Raw genomic sequence first — 19,584 nt, 5'->3', positions numbered from 1 at the left:
ATGGCAGAGATTAGCGCACAGCTAGTAAAACAGCTCCGAGAGATGACTGATGCAGGGATGATGGACTGCAAAAAAGCGCTTGTAGAGGTGGCTGGCGATATAGAAAAAGCAGTAGAATATCTGCGCGAAAAGGGTCTAAGCAAAGCCGCCAAAAAAGCTGATAGAGTCGCCGCAGAAGGCCTGATATCTGCAAAAATCTCGCCTGATTTCAAAAAAGCAAGCCTGCTAGAAATCAACAGCGAGACGGATTTCGTCGCCAAGAATGATGGCTTCAAAGAGCTTGTGGCAAAGACTACAGACCTAGTGTTTAGCCAAGCCATCAATGATATAAACGCGCTTGGCGCGCAGCAAATCGATGGGCAAAACTTCGATGAATACCTAAAAACGCAAATCGCAAAAATAGGCGAAAACATCGTAATCCGTCGCATCGCCACCATCACTGCCAAGCAAAATGAAGTGGTGAATAGCTATGTGCATTTCAATGGGCGCGTGGGCGTGCTCGTGAGCGCTACCTATAAAGACGCCAAAAATGAAAGCAAGCTTGCTGAACTGCTAGGCAATATCTGTATGCACGCCGCGGCGATGAAGCCTCAAGTGCTTGATTTTAGCGGCTTTAGCAAGGATTTCATAGCTAAAGAAAAAGTAGCGCTCATCGCTGAAGTAGAGAAAGAAAATGAGGAGCTAAAGCGACTTGGCAAAGCGCTAAAAAACATCCCTCAATACATCTCTCGCTGCGAGCTCACCAAAGAAGTGCTAGAAGCGCAAGCCGCCAAGCTAAAAGAAGAGCTCAAAAAGCAAGGCAAGCCAGAGGCGATTTGGGATAAAATAATCCCCGGGCAAATCGAGCGATTTATCGCAGATAATACGCTAATCGATCAGCGCTTGACGCTGCTTGGGCAGTTTTTTGTGATGGATGATAAAAAGACGATAGCGCAAGTGCTAGAATCCAAATCCAAAGAATGGGGCGATGACATCCAAATCACGCAATATGTGCGATTTGAGCTAGGCGAAGGCATCGAGAAAAAAGCGGAGGATTTCGCCGCGGAAGTCGCCGCGCAGATGAAATAGGGCTTGCTTTTGGAAAAAGCCGCTTTTTGAAAAGGCTCGCTTTTGGAAAAGACTCATTTTTGGAAGCAAAGCTGGCTTTGGGCTAGTTTCAAAAGCAAGGTTTGTCGCAGGAAAATTGTAAAGTTTTCTTGCGAAATCAAAGTCTCGCGCGCCAGAGCAAACCTAGATTCTGGTGGATTTGTAAAATTTGCTAGAATCTAAAATTTGTCAGAATCTAAATTTACCAAAAATCCAAAATTCGCATGACAATTTTTCAATAAATCAAAACTTCGCGCGTGAGTGCATCGCCTTTTTGTAAATTTTATAACTTATATCAAAATGCAAAATCCCGCGCAAAAACCAAGCGCGCAAAACGCAAAACCTCAACACAAAGCCAAAATATGAAACCTCTAGATTCTATAAAACTTGCTGTTTTTGATTTTGATTCTACGCTTATGGATGGCGAGACGATAGATTCTCTAGCGCTTGATTTTGGCGTGGGCGAGCAGGTGAGCGAGATCACGCACCGCGCGATGTCTGGCGAGCTTGATTTTTTTGAGAGCTTGAGCGTGCGCGTGGGGCTTCTGGAGGGTATGAGTGAGGCACGCGCCAAAGAGATTTGCGAGAATCTGCCTTTGATGAATGGCGCGCAAGAGTGCGTGAGTGCGCTAAAACGGCAGGGCACCAAAGTGGTGTGCTTTAGCGGCGGATTCCGCCTAGCCACCGCGCATTTTGCCAAGATTCTGGGACTTGATGCGGATTTTAGCAATATCTTGCATGCCAAAAACGGTGTGCTCACCGGCAAAGTCGGTGGCGAGATGATGTTTGGCAGCTCCAAAGGCGATATGCTTTTGCGCCTGCAATCCCTGCTTGGTATCACGCGCGCGCAGACGCTTGTGGTGGGCGATGGCGCGAATGATTTGAGTATGTTTGCGCACGCGGATTTTCGCGCGGCATTTTGCGCCAAACCAGCACTCAAAAAAGAGGCAAATATCATCATCGAAACCAAAGACCTACGCGAAGTTTGGCTAAACTTAATGAGAAAATCTAGCACTAGATTCTAGCTTTTGACTTCAAGATTTTAGTCTTTAAATTTGACAACTAGCAACTAGCAACTTCCCGCAACCCGCCCAAAAACGCAATTTCTTATAATTTACTTTATCCGCGAAATAATCTATAAAAACAAAGTGTCGTTTAGATTCTAGATTTAGCAGAATCTAGAATTTTGCGTATTTTTCTTTGGATTGTTTTGTTGCCTTACCCCTCGCGATGACTATATAGAATCTATCAGAATCCAAATAGCAAAACAAATCCACAAAATAAACAAAATAAAAACCATGAGATAAAATGATAAAATTTCATCTTGTCTATTTTGTTTGCCTCGTCTGTGGATTCTCTAGATTCTGCAGAATCCAAAAATTACAAAAGGAAAAATAAAATGATAGAAAAATGCAAAACACTTAAACTCCTCAAACCCCTTGGGCTTTTTGTCGCTATAATTCCGCTTGTGTTTTTGTTTGGTGGGTGTTCTGGCTGGGGTTGGTTTGTGCCTTATAGTTTTCAGCCTAGTTATTATAAATTTAAGAAAATGTGCAAGCTAAATAAATTACCAAATAATGAAGAAAAGTATAATAAGGTTTTAGGGTATTTTGGTAAGAGTTTAGATAGCTTGGACTGGGATGAACTAAATAAAAAAACCAAAAAGTTACAATATAAAAGTGAATATGAATATGTTAGCGCTATCGACAAGCAAATTAGCCCTAGAATATATATGCTTATATTGATGTATGGGAACGAATCCATATTTAATAGAGAAAATATAAGATTTATGCAATTTGTTGGCGATTGGGATACTGGCAGAAAGGTGCTTTATTTGGGACATGAGGGGAATATGAGAGTTGATTTTGTCAAGAAAGAATTAAATTGCAATGATTTCAATATTTACCATAATTTAGAATATTCAAAATAAAGGTAACAACTATGAATAACAAAGAGCAGATAAATTAATGCAGATCTTGCTTGGGCGAGTTATGGATATTTTTATTTGGCAAATAAAAGCATAAGTATAGCGCGGCAAAAAACAGAATCCAAAAGCAAAAAGTAAAAAATCACAAATGCAAACTAACAAAAAACACGCACAAAATAAAACACAAACCGCAAATCTGCATTGTGCTCTAAAGGCTATTTATGAAAAAAATCTATATCGAGCTTAGTGATATTTGTCATCTTGCCTGCTCGTTTTGCCCAGCACCAAAAGCCTCGCGCGGGATCATGCCGCTAAGCCTGTTTGAGCGCGCGCTCGATGAGGCGCTGCCGCTATCAAAGCGCATAGCCTTGCATATTTTGGGCGATCCTTGCTATCTGGACGCGCTTGGCAGCTACCTAGCGCTCGCGCGTGATAGGGGCGCGCAGGTGGAGATAGTCACCAGCGGGCTGTTTTTGCCAAAGCATCCACCCGCCCTCCTGCTCGCCCCGCCAGTCTATCAGGTCTCTATCTCGCTAGAAGCTGGGCTTGATAACAATATCCGCGATTATGCCGCGCGCATCGCGCCTTTTGTGTCCGCGCATTTTGCCAATCCTGCTTGCTTTCTAAATCTCAGAATCCAAAGCGTGAGCGACAAAGATAAGATTCTAGCGCTTTTGCGCGAGATTTTGCCAAGCGAGGCGCTAGGCGCGCTGCGAGCCGAGCTATCTGATACGCTAATGCAAAGCCCCAGAATCCGCCTGTGGAGCAAGGCATTTCTCATCACAAAGCCGTGCTTCACATGGGCGGGCTATAGCCGCGCAAAATCCACGCGCAAAAAATGCCACGGGCTCATCGAGCAGCTGGGGATATTGAGCGATGGCAGAGTCGTGCCCTGCTGCATCGATGCGCGCGGCGAGATGACGCTGGGCGACATACGCACGCAGGGCTTGGCAGAGATCTTAGCCACGCCAAGGGCGCGCGCTATCGCAGAGGGATTCCGCCAAGGCATCGCGCGTGAGGCGACTTGCCAAGCTTGCGGGTTTGTGGGCGTGAAATAAATGGGTGTAAAGTTTGGCGGATGCTAAAAATAAATAGGCGTGAAATTGGTGGGTGTAAAATTGGCAATGTAAAATTAAGCGGGTGTGAAAATAGCAAATGTAAAATAATGAGGATAAAAAAACAGCTGGTGCAAACTCACAAAAATAAGTCAGTAAGCGCAAAACAATAAAACAATGGATGCAAAAAACAGCAAGCATAAAATAAATTGGCCTAGAATCCAGCGGGGCGCAAATTAGCGAGTGTGAAAAAATGGGTGCAGAATAAATGGGTGCGAAATAAATAAATCAAATAAATCAAGCTGGATGTAAATCGGCGTGGCGCAAAACAGCGAGTGTAAATTAGCAAAAAACAAACTAGCCAGCGCAAAGACAAACCAGCCAGCGCAAAATCACGATCCAGCCAGCGACTCCAAAAGCGCGCGATAAATCGCGTAGTTGTCTTTCAGCTCTTTGCGCAAAATCTTCCAGCGCGGGCAGTGTGCGGCTACTAGATTCCAAAAGCGCGCGGAGTGGTTTTTGTGCGTGATGTGTGAAAGCTCGTGGATTATCACATAATCTATCTGCTCTTTTGGCGCAAACGCCAGCAGCAGCGAGAAGCTAAGCCTATCGCCAGCGCAGCTGCCAAAGCGCGTGCAAGAGGCGCGCACGCCAAGCTTGCTATAGCGCAAGCCCATGGATTCTGCGAGAATCTTGGTGCGCTCGCGTAGATAGGATTCTAGCGCGCTTTTTACCGCGCCTAGCGGGATCGCCGCCACCCATTCGCCAAATAGCAAAATCTCGTTTGGATGGCGCGCGAGCACATCATTTTGCGCGCCGCTCCTTTGTGCGATGCGCGCGATGACTTGCCGAAGCCATGTTTCGTTTGCCTCTATGAAGTCATAGATTTCTCGCGCGCTGGCGCTGGCACGATGTGAAAGCTTGATAAAAGGCGCGCCGTAAAGGCTGGTGGCGGATTCTGCACCGCTCGAGGTGGAATCTAGGCTAGAATCCACCCTAGAATCTGCATGGCCCAAACTTGGCGCGCTAGATTTTAGATTGCTCGAGTCAGAATCTAAAATTTGCGCGCTGGATTCTGGGCTGTTTGAGTTAGCCTCCAAACCAGAATCCGCGCTAAATAGCGTCCTAGATTCTGCGCTAGAATCTAAATTACCAGAATCCGCAAGCGCCCCACCAAAACCACCTCCAAGCTTTTTCGCAAAGCCCTTTGGCGGATACGCGCTGATACTTAGGCGAAGCGTCCTGCTGCGCGCTGGGAAAAGCCATATAAGCAAATCTTTATAATACATAGAGCTTGGTGCTGCGCTTTGGGCGCGCTTTGGGCGTGGCGACTTCGCACGCTGTGATTTTGCGCGTGGCGACTTCATAAACCCTGCGTGCGATGTTTGTGGCGGCGTTTTGGGTAGTTTTTGTGCTGGCATTTTCATCATTCTTTTGTCTTTTATTTTGTTTTTGGCGGCGAATCGCTAAAATCAAGCCCACATTATACCAAAGGATAGCTATGAAAGTATTGTTGCTAGAAGATGTGCAGGGGCTTGGCAAGCGCGGCGAGGTGAAAGAGGTGAAAGATGGCTACGCGCAAAACTTCCTCATCGCCAAAAACAAAGCAAAGCACGCGACCAACGAGGTGCTAAACAAATACAAAGCCGAGCAAAAGCGCCAAGAAGAGCAGCGCGCGCTTGATATGGCGGAGCGCAAACAGCTTGCCAAAAGCCTAGAATCCATCACTTTGACCCTAAGCAAAAAAAGCAATAATGGCGCGCTTTTTGGCTCGATAACCAAAGATGAGATAGCGCAAAGTCTGGCAGAATCCCATCGACTAAGCATCGATAAAAAAGACATAGAAATCGCCACGCCTATCAAGCATCTAGGGAGCTTTGTCGTGGATGTGAAGCTGGGCGCTGGAATCCATGCGAAGCTAAAAATCGAAGTCATAGAGGAGTGAGGGCACGCGGATTTGGCGCTTTCGCGCGCAAGGTGGAATTTGTGCGCTTTGGCTTTGCAAGCCCGCTCGCTCCATATCAAGGCTATAAACCACAAAAACCTTTAGCTTGCGAGATTAACCTCTCAAATATTTCTAGGAAATGCTATGAATAATTCTTTTATTGTTGTGATTTTCACATCAATAGCTCATGTGATTTTGTTATCTGCTTATATTTTTTTATTGTATTAAAAATGAAGAATATAGGGCTTTTGCGCTAAGTAAAGATTTTTATAAAAATGCTTTGATGGCAGTTTTGTTGGGATTTTTTGTGGGGATTCCAGGTTTTGGTTTGTCATATTATGATTTTGGGATTATAGCCAAAGCCATAGCTAAAGCAGCGGTTGTATCTATATTTATGGCCTTGATTGTATTTATAGTGGCTAAAGATTTTTATGGTGCTTTGGTGGCGATTTTTATTGGAGAAGTGATAGGAATATTCACGCCTGCTTCAAATTTTTCTATTGGTTTTGCATTTGCGCCAGAGACTTTTCCTGTATTTGTGATAGTTGAAGTGATTTCTTTGATAATATTTTTAGATATTGTCCACATCATAATAAAGAAAAGTTGGCCTAATGAAGCGCTTATTATAAATATAAAAAAATACCGCAGAATCAATTTTATATTTTTATTCTTTATAAGTATGAGTTTTGCTGGGGCGATTTTTTCATACGGGGCAGCATATCTTGCATTTAGAATAATGGGTTCATTCTTTCGTGATTTTTATATAGCTTTATTTATAACCACTTGTATGACTATATTTTTTTATTAGATATTGCGTAAAAAACAAAGAGCTTTTGGCTTTTGTTTTAAGCAAGGGGTTTCATAAAGTCTTTTTGCCTGGCGTTTGGCTAGCTCCACTATTTTTAACAATTTGTGCTATGTTGGTATTGAAAAATACAAGCATGGCGCTTGAAATATTATATCTTTATTTGTATGTGCCATTAATGTTTTCTTTGATTTTTGGCATCGAATTTTATGCATTATTTTTTATCATAAAGCTAATCTATAGACATGCCAAAGCAATCGAAATAAATACTTCAAAAATAAAAAAATACAAAATAGCGGTGATTTTATTTATTTGTGTTTTATATGCATTGTTTGTCGCTTCTATGATGCCCGAATTTGATAAAATACATGTGAGATTCTAAACAAACTAGAATCTAAAATCCAAACTCTAGAATCCAAAACCAAAGCCAAATCTTCGTCAATCTCAAAGCCTCGCATTTTCTGGCTTTTTGTTGTGTTGCCAAAGCGCATTAAACGCCACGCGCCTAAACAGCTTTTGCTCGCTTAGCAGAATCTAGTTTTGGAATTTCACTTTTTCAAAAAATCAAAATCTTTAAAAAGCTCTTGAAGCTTATAAGCGCTAAATGGCAGATATTCAGCTATGCTAAAGCCTACTATTTTTGAGCTTTTATCAAGCAAAGTTAAAATATGAGCGAGCTTTTCAAGGCTCATCTTACCTCCACCGCTACCATCGCCTACCAAAGTAGGATTTGCAAAATAAGTATCACTAAAATGCTCTACACTCAACACATCTATATCAAAATGCACCAGCAAAGCATCAAATTTATCTATAAAACTTTTTAACTCCTCATCGCTTACAAAGCCCTTATCTTGCACCTTATAAGACACGCCTTTTTTATCTAAAAACTCTTTTTGATAGCTATGAAGCCCTTGCAAGCCTATGTATAAAAGCTCATCAGCCTTAAAAGGCTTGTTTTTAAGCAAGCTTAAAAGCTCTGCGTCACCTTCTCCTAAAAGCGTGCCAAGCACGAAAGCATGAGCGTTTGGGTAATTATCCTTTGGCGCACTCACATCAGGGTGCGCATCAAGCCAAACAATGCCAAGCTTAGGATACAAAGCGTGCAAATAATCAAAACTCGCCAAAGAAACATAGCAAGTCCCGCCTATGGTAATGACTTTTTGAGGCTCATAGCGCGCTAATATATCTTGAGCTTTTTTGGTGTTTTGTATCACTTCATTTCTCGCAAATATGCCATTTTCTATTTGAAACTTAGCCTCGCTTGGCGGAGCAATAGGCACTTCAAAACTTGGCTGATTGCTATTTTGAGGCAAAATTTGAGTAAGGAGTTTGGCCCCCAGATAGTATTCTTTCAAACCACCACTAAGATAGTCTGGATATACGAGTCTTAAGCTTTTCATTATCTCATCCTTTAAAAATGGGGGATAATTTTAGCTTAAAAAGATAAATTATGCCTTGCGCATAACTTAGCTGATTTTCCCGCTCTAGCACGCAAGGTGCGCGGACTAGATTCTGGTTTGTATTTATGCTGCGCGTTTTGGTGGCGGCGCGTTTTTAATCTCGCGCTTTCATAGCCTTCGGCCTTTGCACTTTTGCAGCCGCCGCGCTCTTGCAATCCCACACCTCTATAACCCCACACTCTTTGCCGCATCGCTATTTGGCGGGTAGCGGTCGCCAAAGATAGGGACATTTTTTAGCTCTGTGGCGATTTGGCTTAACTCTGCTTTGCTGAAGCTTATTTTTAGCGCGCCTAGATTCTCTCTCAAATGCGTCGGGTTTGTCGTCTCTGGGATTGGGATGATGAAGTCTTTTTGCGCGAGCAGCCACGCAAGCGCGATTTGCGCGATAGTCGCGTTTTTCTCCTGCGCGATATTTTGGATAAACTTCACTATCGCTTGATTTTTCGCTAGATTTTCTTTGGTGTAGCGCGGGAAATTTGCACGCATATCAAGCGTCGCATGAAAAGTCGTGTTTTCATTCATCTTACCTGTCAATAGCCCTCTATCAAGCGGGCTGTAGGCTACAAAAGCGATGCCTAGATTCTCGCAAGTCTTTAGAATCTCATTGCCCTCGACCTCGCGAAAACTCATCGCATAATGACTCTGCAGCGCATTTACAGGCGTCACGGCGTGCGCTTTTTTGATGCTTTGTGCGCCCGCTTCGCTTAGCCCAAAAGCCCGCACTTTGCTCGCTTTTATCAGCTCGCCAATAGTGCCCGCCACCTCTTGCATAGGCGTATCCAAATCCACGCGATGCTGTGTGTAAATATCGATATAATCGGTGTTTAGCCGCTTCAGACTCGCATCAAGCGCGCGCAAAATCGCCTTTTTGCTAGAATCCTGCATCTGCTTGCCAAAGGGATAATAAAGCCCAAATTTTGTGCCGATTTTCACCCTGTGCCGATAGGGCTTTAACGCCTCTGCTAGCAATTCCTCGTTGCCGATGTAGGCTTCCGCGCTGTCAAAATAGGTGATTCCTAGCTCGATCGCCTCATGGATTAGCCGAATCATCGCTTTTCTATCGCGTGGCGCGCCATGCCCGTGCGTCATTCCCATGCAGCCAAGCCCTAGCGCGCTTATGGTGAAATCGCCCACTTTGCGTTGCGGGAGCGCGGCTGTGGTGGTTATTTTTGCCATTTTGTCCGCGTCTTTTGTGGTGTTTTGCGCGCTTGCTTGCGTGTTCGCCAGTGTGTTTGTTTGTGCGCCTGCTTGCATGTTCGCTCGTGTGTTTGTTTGCGCGCTAGAATCCACCGCGCTCAATACACTTGGCGCGCCTATCGCGCTAAAACCAGCGACACTAGCCATCATCGCCGCACTTGTTTTGAAAAATTCCCTGCGTGAAGACTTCATTTTTACTCCTTGTATTTTAAATTTGACAAATCCAATATAAGCGCCAAATCAACGATGAGACAAAGTTATAAAGGATTCAAAATTATAAAGCATGCAAATTATAAAGGATGATAGTAGCTATCTGTCAAGACCAAAATGCAAAAATATACAAAATTCACCAGAATCTAAAAAAAGTAAAAAGTTGGACAATAACAAAAAGCACAAGCTGAATGATGTCTATTGAGATTCTCATCAAAACTTGCGTGCATTATAGCAGAATCTTGCGCGCAAGTTTTCAAAGTATTTGCAGCTTTTAAGCCAAATTATTACATTCGCTTTGTATAATGCGCCTTTTCAAAACCCACTTCTATTAATAAACGCTTAAGGGATTTCTTTGTTTAAAAAAATATTGATATGTAGTATGTTGTGCGCTGCGTTTGTAAGCGGTGCTTTTGGCGCGCGCATAGATTCTATACGATATGAGGGCTTGCAGTCGCTTTCAGATATGCTAGCGAGCGAGATTGCCAAGCTAAAAGTGGGCGAGGAGCTTGATGAAAAAGCCCTTGATGACGCGGTGCTGGCATTTTACAATCAAGGATATTTCAAAGATATTTATGTAAGCTTTGAGCGCAGCGAGCTGGTGTTTTATTTCACAGAGAAGCCGCGCATTGCAAGTGTGGAGATCAAAGGCTATGGCAGCGATCAAGAAAAGCAGACGCTTTATACACAAATGGGGATAAAAAAGGGCGAAAGCCTCGATGATGAGAAGCTAGAGCACGCCAAAGATGTGCTAAAAACGGTGCTTGAGTATCAAGGCTATTATGGCTCTATCGTGCAAGAAGAGCTTACAAAAGTCGGCGATACGGACGCGTATGCCATCGTGTTTAATGTAAATCGCGGGGATAATATCCTCATCCGCAAAGCCTACTATGAAGGCAGAAAAAAGCTCAAAACTTCCAAACTAGAATCTTTGAGCGCGAATAAAGAGCGCGATTTTATGGGCTGGATGTGGGGGCTAAATGATGGCAAACTGCGCTTGCAAGAGCTAGAATATGACAGCATGAGAATCCAAGATGTGTATATGCGTAATGGATTTTTGGATGCCACGGTGTCTTCGCCCTTTTTGAGTGCAAATTTTAGCAACCTAAGCGCCACGCTATACTATAAGATAGAAGAAGGCATCCAATACCGCGTAAGCGACATAGAAATCGATATAAATAACGAAGATATCGTGCCTACAAACACGCTAAAAAAAGCAGCTAGCGTGAAAGTCGGCGAGATATTTAATATCGAGAATCTCCGCGCAGACGCACAAACGCTAAAGCGCCTCATCGCAGACAAAGGCTATGCGTTTGCCCAAGTGCGCCCAGACCTTGACAAAGATGAAACCACTGCCAAAGTAAAAGTCATCTATCACATAGATGTCGGCGAAAAAGTGCATATCAGCGATGTGCTAATCTCTGGCAACACGCGCACAGGCGATCGCATCATCCGCCGCGAGATGCTGCTAGCACCCGGCGATGTGTATAGCCTCACCAAACTAGCAGAATCTGAAAATGCGCTAAAGAGACTCGGCTTTTTTGATAGTGTGAAAATCGATGAGCGCCGCGTGAGCGAGGATTCTATGGATTTGCTTATCGAAGTGAAAGAGGGGCGCACGGGGCAGTTGCAGTTTGGGCTAGGGTATGGAAGCTATGGTGGGCTTATGATAAATGGCTCTATCAGCGAGCGCAATCTCTTTGGCACAGGGCAAAGCGGCAGTATCTATGCCAATATCTCCACAGGGACAGGGCAAAGCTATAATTTCAGCTACTACGGGCAGACGCGCCAGTATAATGGACGCCAATTTAGCGGGAATATCTCGCTTACCAATCCGCGCATTTTTGACTCCAAATTTTCCACTTCTGGCAGTATCTATGGAAACTACTACATAAATTATGTGTATATCGAGCAAAGCGGGGGCTTTAGCTTCAATGTCGGGCGCTTGCTTTTGCCAACGCTGCGCGTATCTTTGGGCTATGATATAAATATCGTCAAAACCTATGACTTCACTAGCCCGCTATACGAGCAGTTTTACTCCTCGCAAAATCAATGTATAAGCTACGCGCAAAACGGCACTTGCCAAGCGTATGGACTCTGGAAAGATGATAATCACTTGCCTATCACCTCTTCGCTCTCACCCAGCATAAACTTTGACAACACCGATGACTACTACTTCCCTAAAAATGGCGTGATAGCCTCCGCTTACGCGCAGTTTGCGGGGCTTGGCGGGACGGTGAGAAATGTCAAAGCGTATGCAAAGCTAGGGCTTTATTATCATCTGCGCTCGCTTATTGGCATCGATCTTATCGCGCGCTACAAGGCGCAAGGCGGGTATATATTCCGCTATGATAGAGAGGACTTTTTGCCGCTAAATAGCACCTTTTATATGGGTGGTGTGACGACTATCCGCGGATTCCGCGCGGGCTCTATCACGCCGCGCGATAGCAATGGCTTGTGGGTAGGCGGCGATGGGATGTTTTCAAACTCTGTAGAGCTTAGCTATGGGATTTTGGAAGCGGCGAAAATGCGCCTCGCGGTGTTTGGCGACTATGGATTTTTGACTTTTAAAGCTAATGGTGGCGTGGCGGATTTCAAAAGCTATGGCGTGCTAGGCACTGGCAACCACAACCTAGAATGGCGCGCGTCTGTGGGGCTAGCAGTGGAGTGGATATCGCCGATGGGACCGCTGGTGCTGATTTTCCCTATCAAGCGCTTTAATGAACAGCGCGGCGATTATACTTCCAATTTTGAGTTCTCTATGGGGACGAGATTCTAGGGGGACAAGATGCTGGGGGAACGAGATTTTAGGAGGAACTAGATTCTAGGGAGAACGAGATTCTCGAGACTTAGATTTTGGTGCCAAAAGCTAAAAAGCAAGCTAGAATCTAAAATGACAAAAATATAAATCCAGCTCGCCACCAAGCGCAAAATCTAGAGCGCAACGCCAAAAGCAAGCCTTAAGAATCCAAAAGGAGCAAAAATGAGCGACACACCAAAAATATCAGATTCTAGCCTGCTAGGATCGCTGCCAAGCGCGCCGCGCGATGTCATCACCCCGCCAAATCCTTTGAGACGATACAGCGATAAAGAGATAAAAGATCTCATGCAAAACGCCTCTTTGCGCGAGCTAGGACAGCTAGCAAGCGAGGCAAAAGCAGCTTTGCACCCCGATAAAATCACCACTTTTATAGTCGATCGCAATATAAATTACACAAATATTTGCTGGGTGGATTGCAAGTTTTGCGCGTTTAAGCGGCGTGTGGGCGATGATGAGGGCTATATCCTAAGCTATGAAGAGATTGATAAAAAGATAGAAGAGCTGCTAGAAATCGGCGGCACGCAGATTCTCTTCCAAGGCGGCGTGCATCCAAAGCTAAAAATAGATTATTATGAGAATCTAGTATCTCACATCGCGCAAAAATACCCACAAATCACCATCCATGGATTCTCCGCTATCGAGGTAAATTATATCGCCAAAGTCTCACATCTTAGCATACCAGAAGTGCTCGCTAGGCTAAAAAACGCGGGGCTTAGCTCAATACCCGGCGCGGGGGCGGAGATACTAAGCGATCGCGTGCGTGATATCATCGCGCCTCGCAAGTTGGATTCTGATGAGTGGATAGAGGTGCATAGGCAGGCGCATCTACAAGGCATCAAATCCACCGCTACGATGATGTTTGGCTCGGTGGATGATGATGATGATGTGATAGAGCACTGGCGGCGCGTGCGCGAGCTGCAGGATGAGACGCAAGGATTCCGCGCGTTTATACTCTGGAGCTTTCAGCCGGATAACACGCCGCTGCAAATCGAGCTGCCAAACATACAAAAAGCAAGCTCCAACCGCTATTTGCGCCTGCTTGCTTGCTCTAGGCTCTATCTTGATAATGTGCGAAATATCCAAAGTAGCTGGGTGACGCAAGGAAGTCACATCGGGCAGCTGGCACTGCTTTTTGGCGCGAATGATCTAGGAAGCACGATGATGGAGGAAAATGTCGTAGCTGCGGCGGGCGCGCGCAACTCGATGAATCAAGATGAGATGGTCCGACTTATCAAAGACATAGGCGAGCTGCCCGCTAAGCGCGACACGGCGTATAGGATATTGGAGAGGTTTTGATGAAAAGGGATAGTGTTTTGGCGCTTGTGCGCGGGGTTGGCGCGGGCTTTGGGGCTTTTGGTGCGCGTGTGGTATTTGGCGTATTTGGCGCGCGGGCTTTGGCAGCAGCGGCGGTAGTGGCGATAGTGTCGATGATAAATATAGGAGTATGCATGGCAGAATCTAAAAAGATAGAATCTAGAATAGAAGCCAAAAAAATAGAATCTAGTGGCAAAATGGCTGGCAAATCAGAATCTAAAAAAGTGGAATCCGCAAAAGTAGAATCCACAAAATCAGATTCTGGCACCGCAAGCGGACTGCGCGAGATAGAAATCCAAGGCATAAAAATCCCGGTGGTGTATGAAGTGTCTGATATGATCCCCATGGGGCGCATCAGCCTTGTTTTCCGCGGTGGTGGCAGGCTTAGCAACAATGGCAAGGCAGGGCTTGATGTCTTGCGCGACACGCTGCTGGATGAGGGCACCAAAGCGCTTGGTGGCACCGCGTTTGCAAGCGCGCTAGAGCAGAAGGCAATATCGCTCATCATCGGCAGTAGCGAGGAGAATCTAAGCTTTAAGCTAGAGTTTCTAAAAGAGCAAGAAGAGGCGGCTATCGCGCTTCTAGGCGAGCTTTTGCGCGATCCAAACCTCACCACAAAAGCGCTCAACAAATCAAAAACCGCCATCATCTCACAAATCCTAGCAAACCAAAATGACTTTGATTTTATCGCCGATGAGCTGCTGCGCGCGATGCTTTTTGAGGGCACGCCCATGGCAGAATCCAAACTCGGCTCGATAAAACAAATCGAGGGCTACAGCCTAAAAGACATCCGCGCCTCGCTTGATAATGCCCTGCAGCTTCAAAAGCTATCCATCATCGTGGGTGGTGATGTGAAGCTAGACAACACGCTAGCGCGCCTAAGCGAGATGCTGTCATTTCTGCCACAGGGCAGTGCATATAAGCGCGCGCATTTTGAAGTGAGCGCAAAAAATGCCACGCGCACACAGGATGTGCAAACGCAGCAGGCATATATTTATTTTGGCGCGCCATTGAAGTTTAGCGATTTTGAGAAAGAGGCGTATTTGGCGAAGGTTGCGGGCTTTATCCTAGGCTCTGGCGGCTTTGGCTCTAGGCTTATGGAGGAGGTGCGCGTGAAGCGCGGGCTCGCGTATGGCGCGTATATTTCTTACAATACTGCGCTGCTTGTGTCGTTTGCCAGCGGGCATTTGCAAACCAAGCTAGAATCCAAAGATGAAGCGATAGCGCTGGTGAAAAAGGTAGTAAAAGATTTTGTCAAAAATGGCGCGACGCAAAAAGAGCTAGATAGCGCGAAAAGCTTTTTGCTAGGTAGCGAGCCGCTGCGTAATGAGACGCTAGAGCAGCGATTGCAGGCAAAAAGCCTGAATTTTTATCGTGGCTTGCCGCTTGATTTTGACAAGCACCAGCTGCAGCAAATCCGCGATCTAGATCTAAAAACGCTAAATGCCTATATAAAAGCGCATGATGAAGTGGCAGATCTAAGCTTTGCTATCGTGACAGATACCGCGGATTCTGGCACAAGCCAGCACTAAAAACCAGCAATAAATTACAATCAAACCAAATTGACAAATAAGAATAATTTGTGCAGGTATCACAAGTTGCCAGAATCCAAAAGGAGAAATAATTAGTTTGTGCTGTCATTTTTATATGATTGAATTTTAAATTATCAAGCCGAATCGATGTTTGTTTAAGGTTTTTTGGATATGTTAATTCATTGCTGTAAGAAAAAGGTCACAGTAAATGCTTTTTGAGTGGAGTCAAGATATATAATTTATCTCAACTTTGTTATTAATTTTTGTGTTTTTTATTTAGAAAATATGCGTATTTTTGTATTTATAAACCCAACCTTGGGCTTTAGTTCTTTTTACGCTCCACGCCTTCAAGCGCTTTTTCTATATCAAAATGACAATACCCGCCGGGATTTTTCGCCAAATAGTCTTGATGATATTCTTCCGCTTTGACATAGTTTTTCAGCGGCTCTAGCTCGACTTGGATTTTTTCTTTGTGCTTGCTTTGCAGCGCATTTAGCGCGGCGCGCGCGGCTGGCTCATCACTCGCGCTAGATTCTGGCAGGTAGTAGATGCCGGTGCGATACTGCCGCCCGCGATCATTGCCCTGCTTATTGATGCTCGTTGGATCAATCACTTTGAAATAATACTCCAAAAGCCGCGCGAGCGGCAGCTTCGCGCTATCATACACCACCTTCACACTCTCGGCGTGATCGGTGATTGGCAAAATATGATAGTTTGTCTCTTGCGTCTTGCCATTGGCATAGCCCACCTCCGCGCTCTGCACGCCATCGATCTCTTTCAAATACGCCTCCAGCCCCCAAAAACACCCGCCAGCAAGGTAAATCGTCTTTAGATTCTGCGCTGATTCTACTGATTTTACTGATTCCACTGATTTCATGGCTTTCTCCTTTGTGCTTTTTGGTGCTTGTTTTGTGGCTTGCGCTGTGTTTTGTGCTGGTTGTGCTGTGCTTTGCGCTAGATTCTGGAGCGGATTTTGTGCTAGATTCTGATCCAAATCCTGCGCACCAAACGCATACACCACGCACGCAAAAGCAAGCATAAGCATTTTGTGGATTCTAGACATTTTGCTTCCTTGCAGATTTTTTGATATTTATTATAGCGCAAACGCCCAGAATCTACACCACTTCTTCTATTATAAACCTCGGGCGATGCTTTATCTCTTGATACATTTTGCCAATATATTCACCAATAATCCCAAGGCTAAGCAGCTGCACCGCGCTAAAAAAGCACAGCACAATCACGATAGACGCCCAGCCAGAGATAGTCTGCGTGGTAAAAAGCCTCATAAAAAGCGCATAAAGCCCAAACCCAGCAAAAAGCACAAAAAATGTCATCCCAAGCATGCTTACAAGTCGCAACGGCTTAATAGAAAAGCTAGTGATGCCATTCCATGCGAAAGAAAGCATTTTGGCAAGGCTGTATTTGGACTCTCCAGCCTCGCGCTCTTTGACGCTAAACTTCACAAAATCGAGCCTAAATCCCAAGTCCAGCACCAAAGCGCGCAAAAATAGATTCCGCTCATCATAAGATTTGAGCGCCTCTAGCGCTCTTTTGCTCAAAAGCCGATAGTCCGCATGGTTTGTCACCAAATTCACGCCAAGCGCTTGCATAAAGGCATAGAATCCAAGCGCGCTGTATTTTTTAAACACAGAATCGCTCTGCCTATCCTCCCTCACACCAAGCACAATATCCGCTCCAGCCACAAATTTCGCCACAAACTCATCGAACTTCTCGCAATCTTGCTGCAAATCACCATCTATGCTTATCACACAATCGCATTTATCTCTTGCATATTCTAGCCCTGCCAAAAGCGCATTCTGATGCCCGCAGTTTTTGGAGAGCTTTATCGCGATAGTTTCTACCTGACTGGTGTTGGAATGGCTAATGGGGGGGGGGGGGAGCATCAATTTCGCGAGCGCTTTTAGATTCTGTGTTGCCTGTTTGGTTTATCTGATTTGAGTGATTGGAAAATGCTGTATCATGTGATTTACTTGCATTTTTGCTAGAAAAACTAGATAGCAACTCCCATGTCCTATCCTTGCTGCCATCATCGACAAAAATAAGTTTAGAATCTAGCGCGATGCTTTTGCCAATCATGCCTTTTAGCTTTTTTTGAAGTTGCAAAAATGTCCGCTCAATAATCGCCTCTTCGTTATAGCAAGGCACAACTACGCATAGGCTTGGTAATGTATCATTCATGATGTTTCCAACCCCTTGATTGATGTAAAGTTTCTGGGCAATTATAACAAAAGTATATGGCAATGCTATAAAATTATCGAATCCTAAAAATATACATTTGCGATGGCAGGCGCAAAGGATTTCCCATATTGCTTAGCGAGTGCTTGATTCCTAGCTTTTGCAACGCCAGCGCGCCAAAGCTCATAATGTTATACGAAGGAATATAGCCAAAATTATCCGTCTCAAAAAGCAGCTCCTCTTTCTCTTTTAGATTCTCAATATATTCTTGCGAAATTGGCTTGTCACTCATAAAGCTCACAAATAGCAAATCCCCACTTTTGGGCGTGCTTACTTCATCGCTTGAAAAAAAGCTAAACTTTGCGTTTGGGCTTATGGTGAAATTTTTGCCATTTGGCTCATTTGACTTGATATCAAAATTCTCCGCGCCATAGATTCTAGGTAGGATGTTAAAAAATGTCACATACTGATCGTAATAATGACATCTATCGCTACCTCTGCATAACCCATCAAAGTAGAGCGTGGTGCCCGGATTTTCTTTTATATATTTGGCTAAAAATTCCATAGAATCTTGCATATTACGCATTTGTGTTTTGTTGAGCGTAAAACAATGCAACCCATATGGAATAGTATGAAACACAGAAATAAGCCCAAATATGACAACCACAACCCAAAAAAGAGTGCTTTTAACAATGGTTTTGGCATACAATTTTATAAAAAAGAGTCCATATAGACATGCAAGCAAACTAGATGGTGTAAAATAATAAAAACTAGACATGCCAAGCACCAAATATGCACTAAAATATGCAAATGACATGAGTGCGATACTATCCCAAAATATATTCAATGTATCTTTATCTTTTACAATGCGATACAGGCGATACAAAATCATACATGGCAAAGCAATACTTACAAGTGGCGCGCCCAAAATAGACATAATAAAAATTCGTATTGTAGAGTCAAACATATAAAGATTAGTATATGACTCATTTGCACCATGCGTAAAATATACATATAACAGCAGAAAAATCACACCGCTAAGCATTAAGAGGCAATTAAAAATCACAAAGATTTTTGAAGGTTTTGGAGTGTGGGAAAAGCGAGTATTAAGGAAGGCTAAAAAAAGCGAAGTGAAGCCAAAGCCGCTAATTAATGCAAACGAAACTTCTTTGAGGTAAATAACCGCGTTTCCAAACACGAGCGCAAGTATGATATATATATATCAGAGTTTTTCATTTTAGTAAATACGCGTTGCGCGCAAAGCAAGAAAAGGAGTAAAAACATTATCTGCGTGTTTTCAGGGAATGGAATCTGCGTGATTATTTTCACATAGCCTACACTTAGAGCAAAAATCACAAAGCTCACAAAAATAAGCGCTTTGTTTGCGCCAAAGCTCCTAGCTAGCGCATAATAACAGCCCGAGACAATAACAAAAACAAGCGCATTCCCAATCATAAAAGCATAAGGGCTTGTCGAAATGCTAGCTATTAGATTAAGATTCCACCCAGCCAATGGAAAAAATCGCTTATAATCAAAATCTAGCCCATGCCAAGCACCGCTACCATCACGCAAACTCATAAAAAAGCTTATATCATCGCCACTCATCAATGGCATACTTGATTTATAAACAATACAAAACGCATACACAGCGACAAACGCCCAAAAAGCCACATCCCAACCATTTTTAAATCTACTCATTTTTTGCCTTTTGTGATTTTAGTTTTTGTCTTTTTGGTGATATTTCTTTAAAGTTGCTATTTTTGTGACCTTTGCACTACCATAATTCCAGCCATGCTTTCCCAAACTTTGAATTATAAATCATATATCCTTGAATGGCTCTTAACCAAGCCGCTTGCCACGAATGCCAAAAATCGCTTTACAAAGATATGTAAGTATTTTTGGCAATAAAGCTTAAAGTATGGATTGTTGTGCTACGGATTTTTGTGCTTACGTCCTCCGCGTTACCGATTCGTCTTGTGGCGTCTCGATGGCTGACACAGCTCGGTGGTTGCGGTGTCTTGATGGTGGTAGATGAG

General features: G+C 44.1%; 17 protein-coding genes and 1 pseudogene. 10 read left to right on the top strand and 8 right to left on the bottom strand.

The window, feature by feature from the left end; genetic code table 11:
* The 4 genes from tsf (at position 1) to BKN38_RS01825 (ending at position 4,071) form a co-directional block, all read left to right on the top strand.
* Positions 1–1,068, top strand: coding sequence for a translation elongation factor Ts (gene tsf, locus BKN38_RS01840; protein WP_066456594.1), 1,068 nt, complete (start codon positions 1–3; stop codon positions 1,066–1,068).
* A gap of 380 nt (positions 1,069–1,448) precedes the next feature.
* Complete coding sequence (gene serB / locus BKN38_RS01835; RefSeq protein ID WP_066456591.1) at positions 1,449–2,111, top strand: phosphoserine phosphatase SerB; 663 nt, start codon at positions 1,449–1,451, stop codon at positions 2,109–2,111.
* A 374-nt stretch (positions 2,112–2,485) separates the two neighbouring features.
* Positions 2,486–3,016, top strand: coding sequence for a hypothetical protein (locus BKN38_RS01830; protein ID WP_066456588.1), 531 nt, complete (start codon positions 2,486–2,488; stop codon positions 3,014–3,016).
* 218 nt (positions 3,017–3,234) lie between these two features.
* The gene (locus BKN38_RS01825) at positions 3,235–4,071 is read left to right on the top strand and encodes a radical SAM/SPASM domain-containing protein (RefSeq protein ID WP_066456586.1); all 837 of its coding nucleotides are present in this window, start codon (positions 3,235–3,237) and stop codon (positions 4,069–4,071) included.
* A gap of 389 nt (positions 4,072–4,460) precedes the next feature.
* On the opposite strand, the gene BKN38_RS01820 is transcribed toward BKN38_RS01825, so the two are convergent.
* Positions 4,461–5,498, bottom strand: a complete 1,038-nt coding sequence (locus tag BKN38_RS01820; RefSeq protein WP_066456583.1) for a M48 family metallopeptidase — start codon at positions 5,496–5,498, stop codon at positions 4,461–4,463.
* A 71-nt stretch (positions 5,499–5,569) separates the two neighbouring features.
* On the opposite strand from BKN38_RS01820, the gene rplI reads away from it, so the two are divergent.
* The 3 genes from rplI to BKN38_RS01805 all read left to right on the top strand — a co-directional run bounded on the left by rplI (position 5,570) and on the right by BKN38_RS01805 (position 7,200).
* Entirely contained in the window at positions 5,570–6,013 is a 444-nt protein-coding gene (gene rplI / locus BKN38_RS01815; RefSeq protein ID WP_066456581.1) for a 50S ribosomal protein L9, read from the top strand.
* Positions 6,014–6,296: 283 nt separating this feature from the next.
* The gene (locus BKN38_RS01810; RefSeq protein ID WP_066456579.1) at positions 6,297–6,821 is read left to right on the top strand and encodes a hypothetical protein; all 525 of its coding nucleotides are present in this window, start codon (positions 6,297–6,299) and stop codon (positions 6,819–6,821) included.
* Positions 6,822–6,846: 25 nt separating this feature from the next.
* Positions 6,847–7,200, top strand: coding sequence for a hypothetical protein (locus tag BKN38_RS01805; RefSeq protein ID WP_066456577.1), 354 nt, complete (start codon positions 6,847–6,849; stop codon positions 7,198–7,200).
* Between the two features lie 166 nt (positions 7,201–7,366).
* Here BKN38_RS01805 and BKN38_RS01800 read toward each other — a convergent pair whose 3' ends face one another.
* Together BKN38_RS01800 and BKN38_RS01790 are read right to left on the bottom strand one after the other, a co-directional pair.
* Entirely contained in the window at positions 7,367–8,218 is an 852-nt protein-coding gene (locus tag BKN38_RS01800) for an arginase family protein (protein ID WP_082942594.1), read from the bottom strand.
* 225 nt (positions 8,219–8,443) lie between these two features.
* Complete coding sequence (locus BKN38_RS01790; protein ID WP_104720778.1) at positions 8,444–9,667, bottom strand: aldo/keto reductase; 1,224 nt, start codon at positions 9,665–9,667, stop codon at positions 8,444–8,446.
* Positions 9,668–10,067: 400 nt separating this feature from the next.
* On the opposite strand from BKN38_RS01790, the gene bamA reads away from it, so the two are divergent.
* From bamA to BKN38_RS01775, 3 genes are all read left to right on the top strand, one after another.
* Positions 10,068–12,464 carry an outer membrane protein assembly factor BamA gene (bamA, locus tag BKN38_RS01785; protein WP_066456574.1) on the top strand — a complete coding sequence of 799 codons (2,397 nt, stop codon included), beginning with the start codon at positions 10,068–10,070 and terminating at the stop codon, positions 12,462–12,464.
* Between the two features lie 204 nt (positions 12,465–12,668).
* Complete coding sequence (locus BKN38_RS01780; RefSeq protein WP_082942593.1) at positions 12,669–13,802, top strand: dehypoxanthine futalosine cyclase; 1,134 nt, start codon at positions 12,669–12,671, stop codon at positions 13,800–13,802.
* Positions 13,802–15,352 carry a pitrilysin family protein gene (locus tag BKN38_RS01775; RefSeq protein WP_104720777.1) on the top strand — a complete coding sequence of 517 codons (1,551 nt, stop codon included), beginning with the start codon at positions 13,802–13,804 and terminating at the stop codon, positions 15,350–15,352. Before BKN38_RS01780 ends, BKN38_RS01775 begins: the two co-directional genes overlap by 1 nt.
* Positions 15,353–15,698: 346 nt before the next feature.
* On the opposite strand, the pseudogene msrA reads toward BKN38_RS01775, so the two are convergent.
* From msrA to BKN38_RS01755, 5 genes and pseudogenes are all read right to left on the bottom strand, one after another.
* Positions 15,699–16,229 (bottom strand): annotated as a pseudogene (gene msrA / locus BKN38_RS01770) (peptide-methionine (S)-S-oxide reductase MsrA); the annotation flags it as partial.
* A gap of 238 nt (positions 16,230–16,467) precedes the next feature.
* The gene (locus BKN38_RS01765) at positions 16,468–17,256 is read right to left on the bottom strand and encodes a glycosyltransferase (RefSeq protein ID WP_083329080.1); all 789 of its coding nucleotides are present in this window, start codon (positions 17,254–17,256) and stop codon (positions 16,468–16,470) included.
* The gene (locus BKN38_RS10195) at positions 17,234–17,551 is read right to left on the bottom strand and encodes a glycosyltransferase (RefSeq protein WP_083329079.1); all 318 of its coding nucleotides are present in this window, start codon (positions 17,549–17,551) and stop codon (positions 17,234–17,236) included. Before BKN38_RS10195 ends, BKN38_RS01765 begins: the two co-directional genes overlap by 23 nt.
* A gap of 73 nt (positions 17,552–17,624) precedes the next feature.
* Positions 17,625–18,125: a hypothetical protein gene (locus tag BKN38_RS10505; RefSeq protein WP_143000178.1), complete on the bottom strand. Its 501-nt coding sequence runs from the start codon at positions 18,123–18,125 to the stop codon at positions 17,625–17,627.
* Positions 18,126–18,697: 572 nt separating this feature from the next.
* Positions 18,698–19,246: a hypothetical protein gene (locus BKN38_RS01755; protein ID WP_070957663.1), complete on the bottom strand. Its 549-nt coding sequence runs from the start codon at positions 19,244–19,246 to the stop codon at positions 18,698–18,700.
* Positions 19,247–19,584: the final 338 nt, after the last annotated feature.

This window comes from Helicobacter sp. CLO-3 (genome assembly GCF_001854545.1).
Classification (GTDB): domain Bacteria; phylum Campylobacterota; class Campylobacteria; order Campylobacterales; family Helicobacteraceae; genus Helicobacter_B.
This window is presented reverse-complemented; position numbering and strand designations above follow the sequence as displayed.

Excerpts from the sequence above, each read along its gene's own strand:
- tsf (WP_066456594.1), top strand. The coding sequence starts at position 1 with ATGGCAGAGATTAGCGCACAGCTAGTAAAACAGCTCCGAGAGATGACT.
- serB (WP_066456591.1), top strand. The coding sequence starts at position 1,449 with ATGAAACCTCTAGATTCTATAAAACTTGCTGTTTTTGATTTTGATTCT.
- BKN38_RS01830 (WP_066456588.1), top strand. The coding sequence starts at position 2,486 with ATGATAGAAAAATGCAAAACACTTAAACTCCTCAAACCCCTTGGGCTT.
- BKN38_RS01825 (WP_066456586.1), top strand. The coding sequence starts at position 3,235 with ATGAAAAAAATCTATATCGAGCTTAGTGATATTTGTCATCTTGCCTGC.
- BKN38_RS01820 (WP_066456583.1), bottom strand. The coding sequence starts at position 5,498 with ATGATGAAAATGCCAGCACAAAAACTACCCAAAACGCCGCCACAAACA.
- rplI (WP_066456581.1), top strand. The coding sequence starts at position 5,570 with ATGAAAGTATTGTTGCTAGAAGATGTGCAGGGGCTTGGCAAGCGCGGC.
- BKN38_RS01810 (WP_066456579.1), top strand. The coding sequence starts at position 6,297 with ATGGCAGTTTTGTTGGGATTTTTTGTGGGGATTCCAGGTTTTGGTTTG.
- BKN38_RS01800 (WP_082942594.1), bottom strand. The coding sequence starts at position 8,218 with ATGAAAAGCTTAAGACTCGTATATCCAGACTATCTTAGTGGTGGTTTG.
- BKN38_RS01790 (WP_104720778.1), bottom strand. The coding sequence starts at position 9,667 with ATGAAGTCTTCACGCAGGGAATTTTTCAAAACAAGTGCGGCGATGATG.
- bamA (WP_066456574.1), top strand. The coding sequence starts at position 10,068 with ATGTTGTGCGCTGCGTTTGTAAGCGGTGCTTTTGGCGCGCGCATAGAT.
- BKN38_RS01780 (WP_082942593.1), top strand. The coding sequence starts at position 12,669 with ATGAGCGACACACCAAAAATATCAGATTCTAGCCTGCTAGGATCGCTG.
- BKN38_RS01775 (WP_104720777.1), top strand. The coding sequence starts at position 13,802 with ATGAAAAGGGATAGTGTTTTGGCGCTTGTGCGCGGGGTTGGCGCGGGC.
- BKN38_RS01765 (WP_083329080.1), bottom strand. The coding sequence starts at position 17,256 with ATGCTCCCCCCCCCCCCCATTAGCCATTCCAACACCAGTCAGGTAGAA.
- BKN38_RS10195 (WP_083329079.1), bottom strand. The coding sequence starts at position 17,551 with ATGAATGATACATTACCAAGCCTATGCGTAGTTGTGCCTTGCTATAAC.
- BKN38_RS10505 (WP_143000178.1), bottom strand. The coding sequence starts at position 18,125 with ATGCAAGATTCTATGGAATTTTTAGCCAAATATATAAAAGAAAATCCG.
- BKN38_RS01755 (WP_070957663.1), bottom strand. The coding sequence starts at position 19,246 with ATGAGTAGATTTAAAAATGGTTGGGATGTGGCTTTTTGGGCGTTTGTC.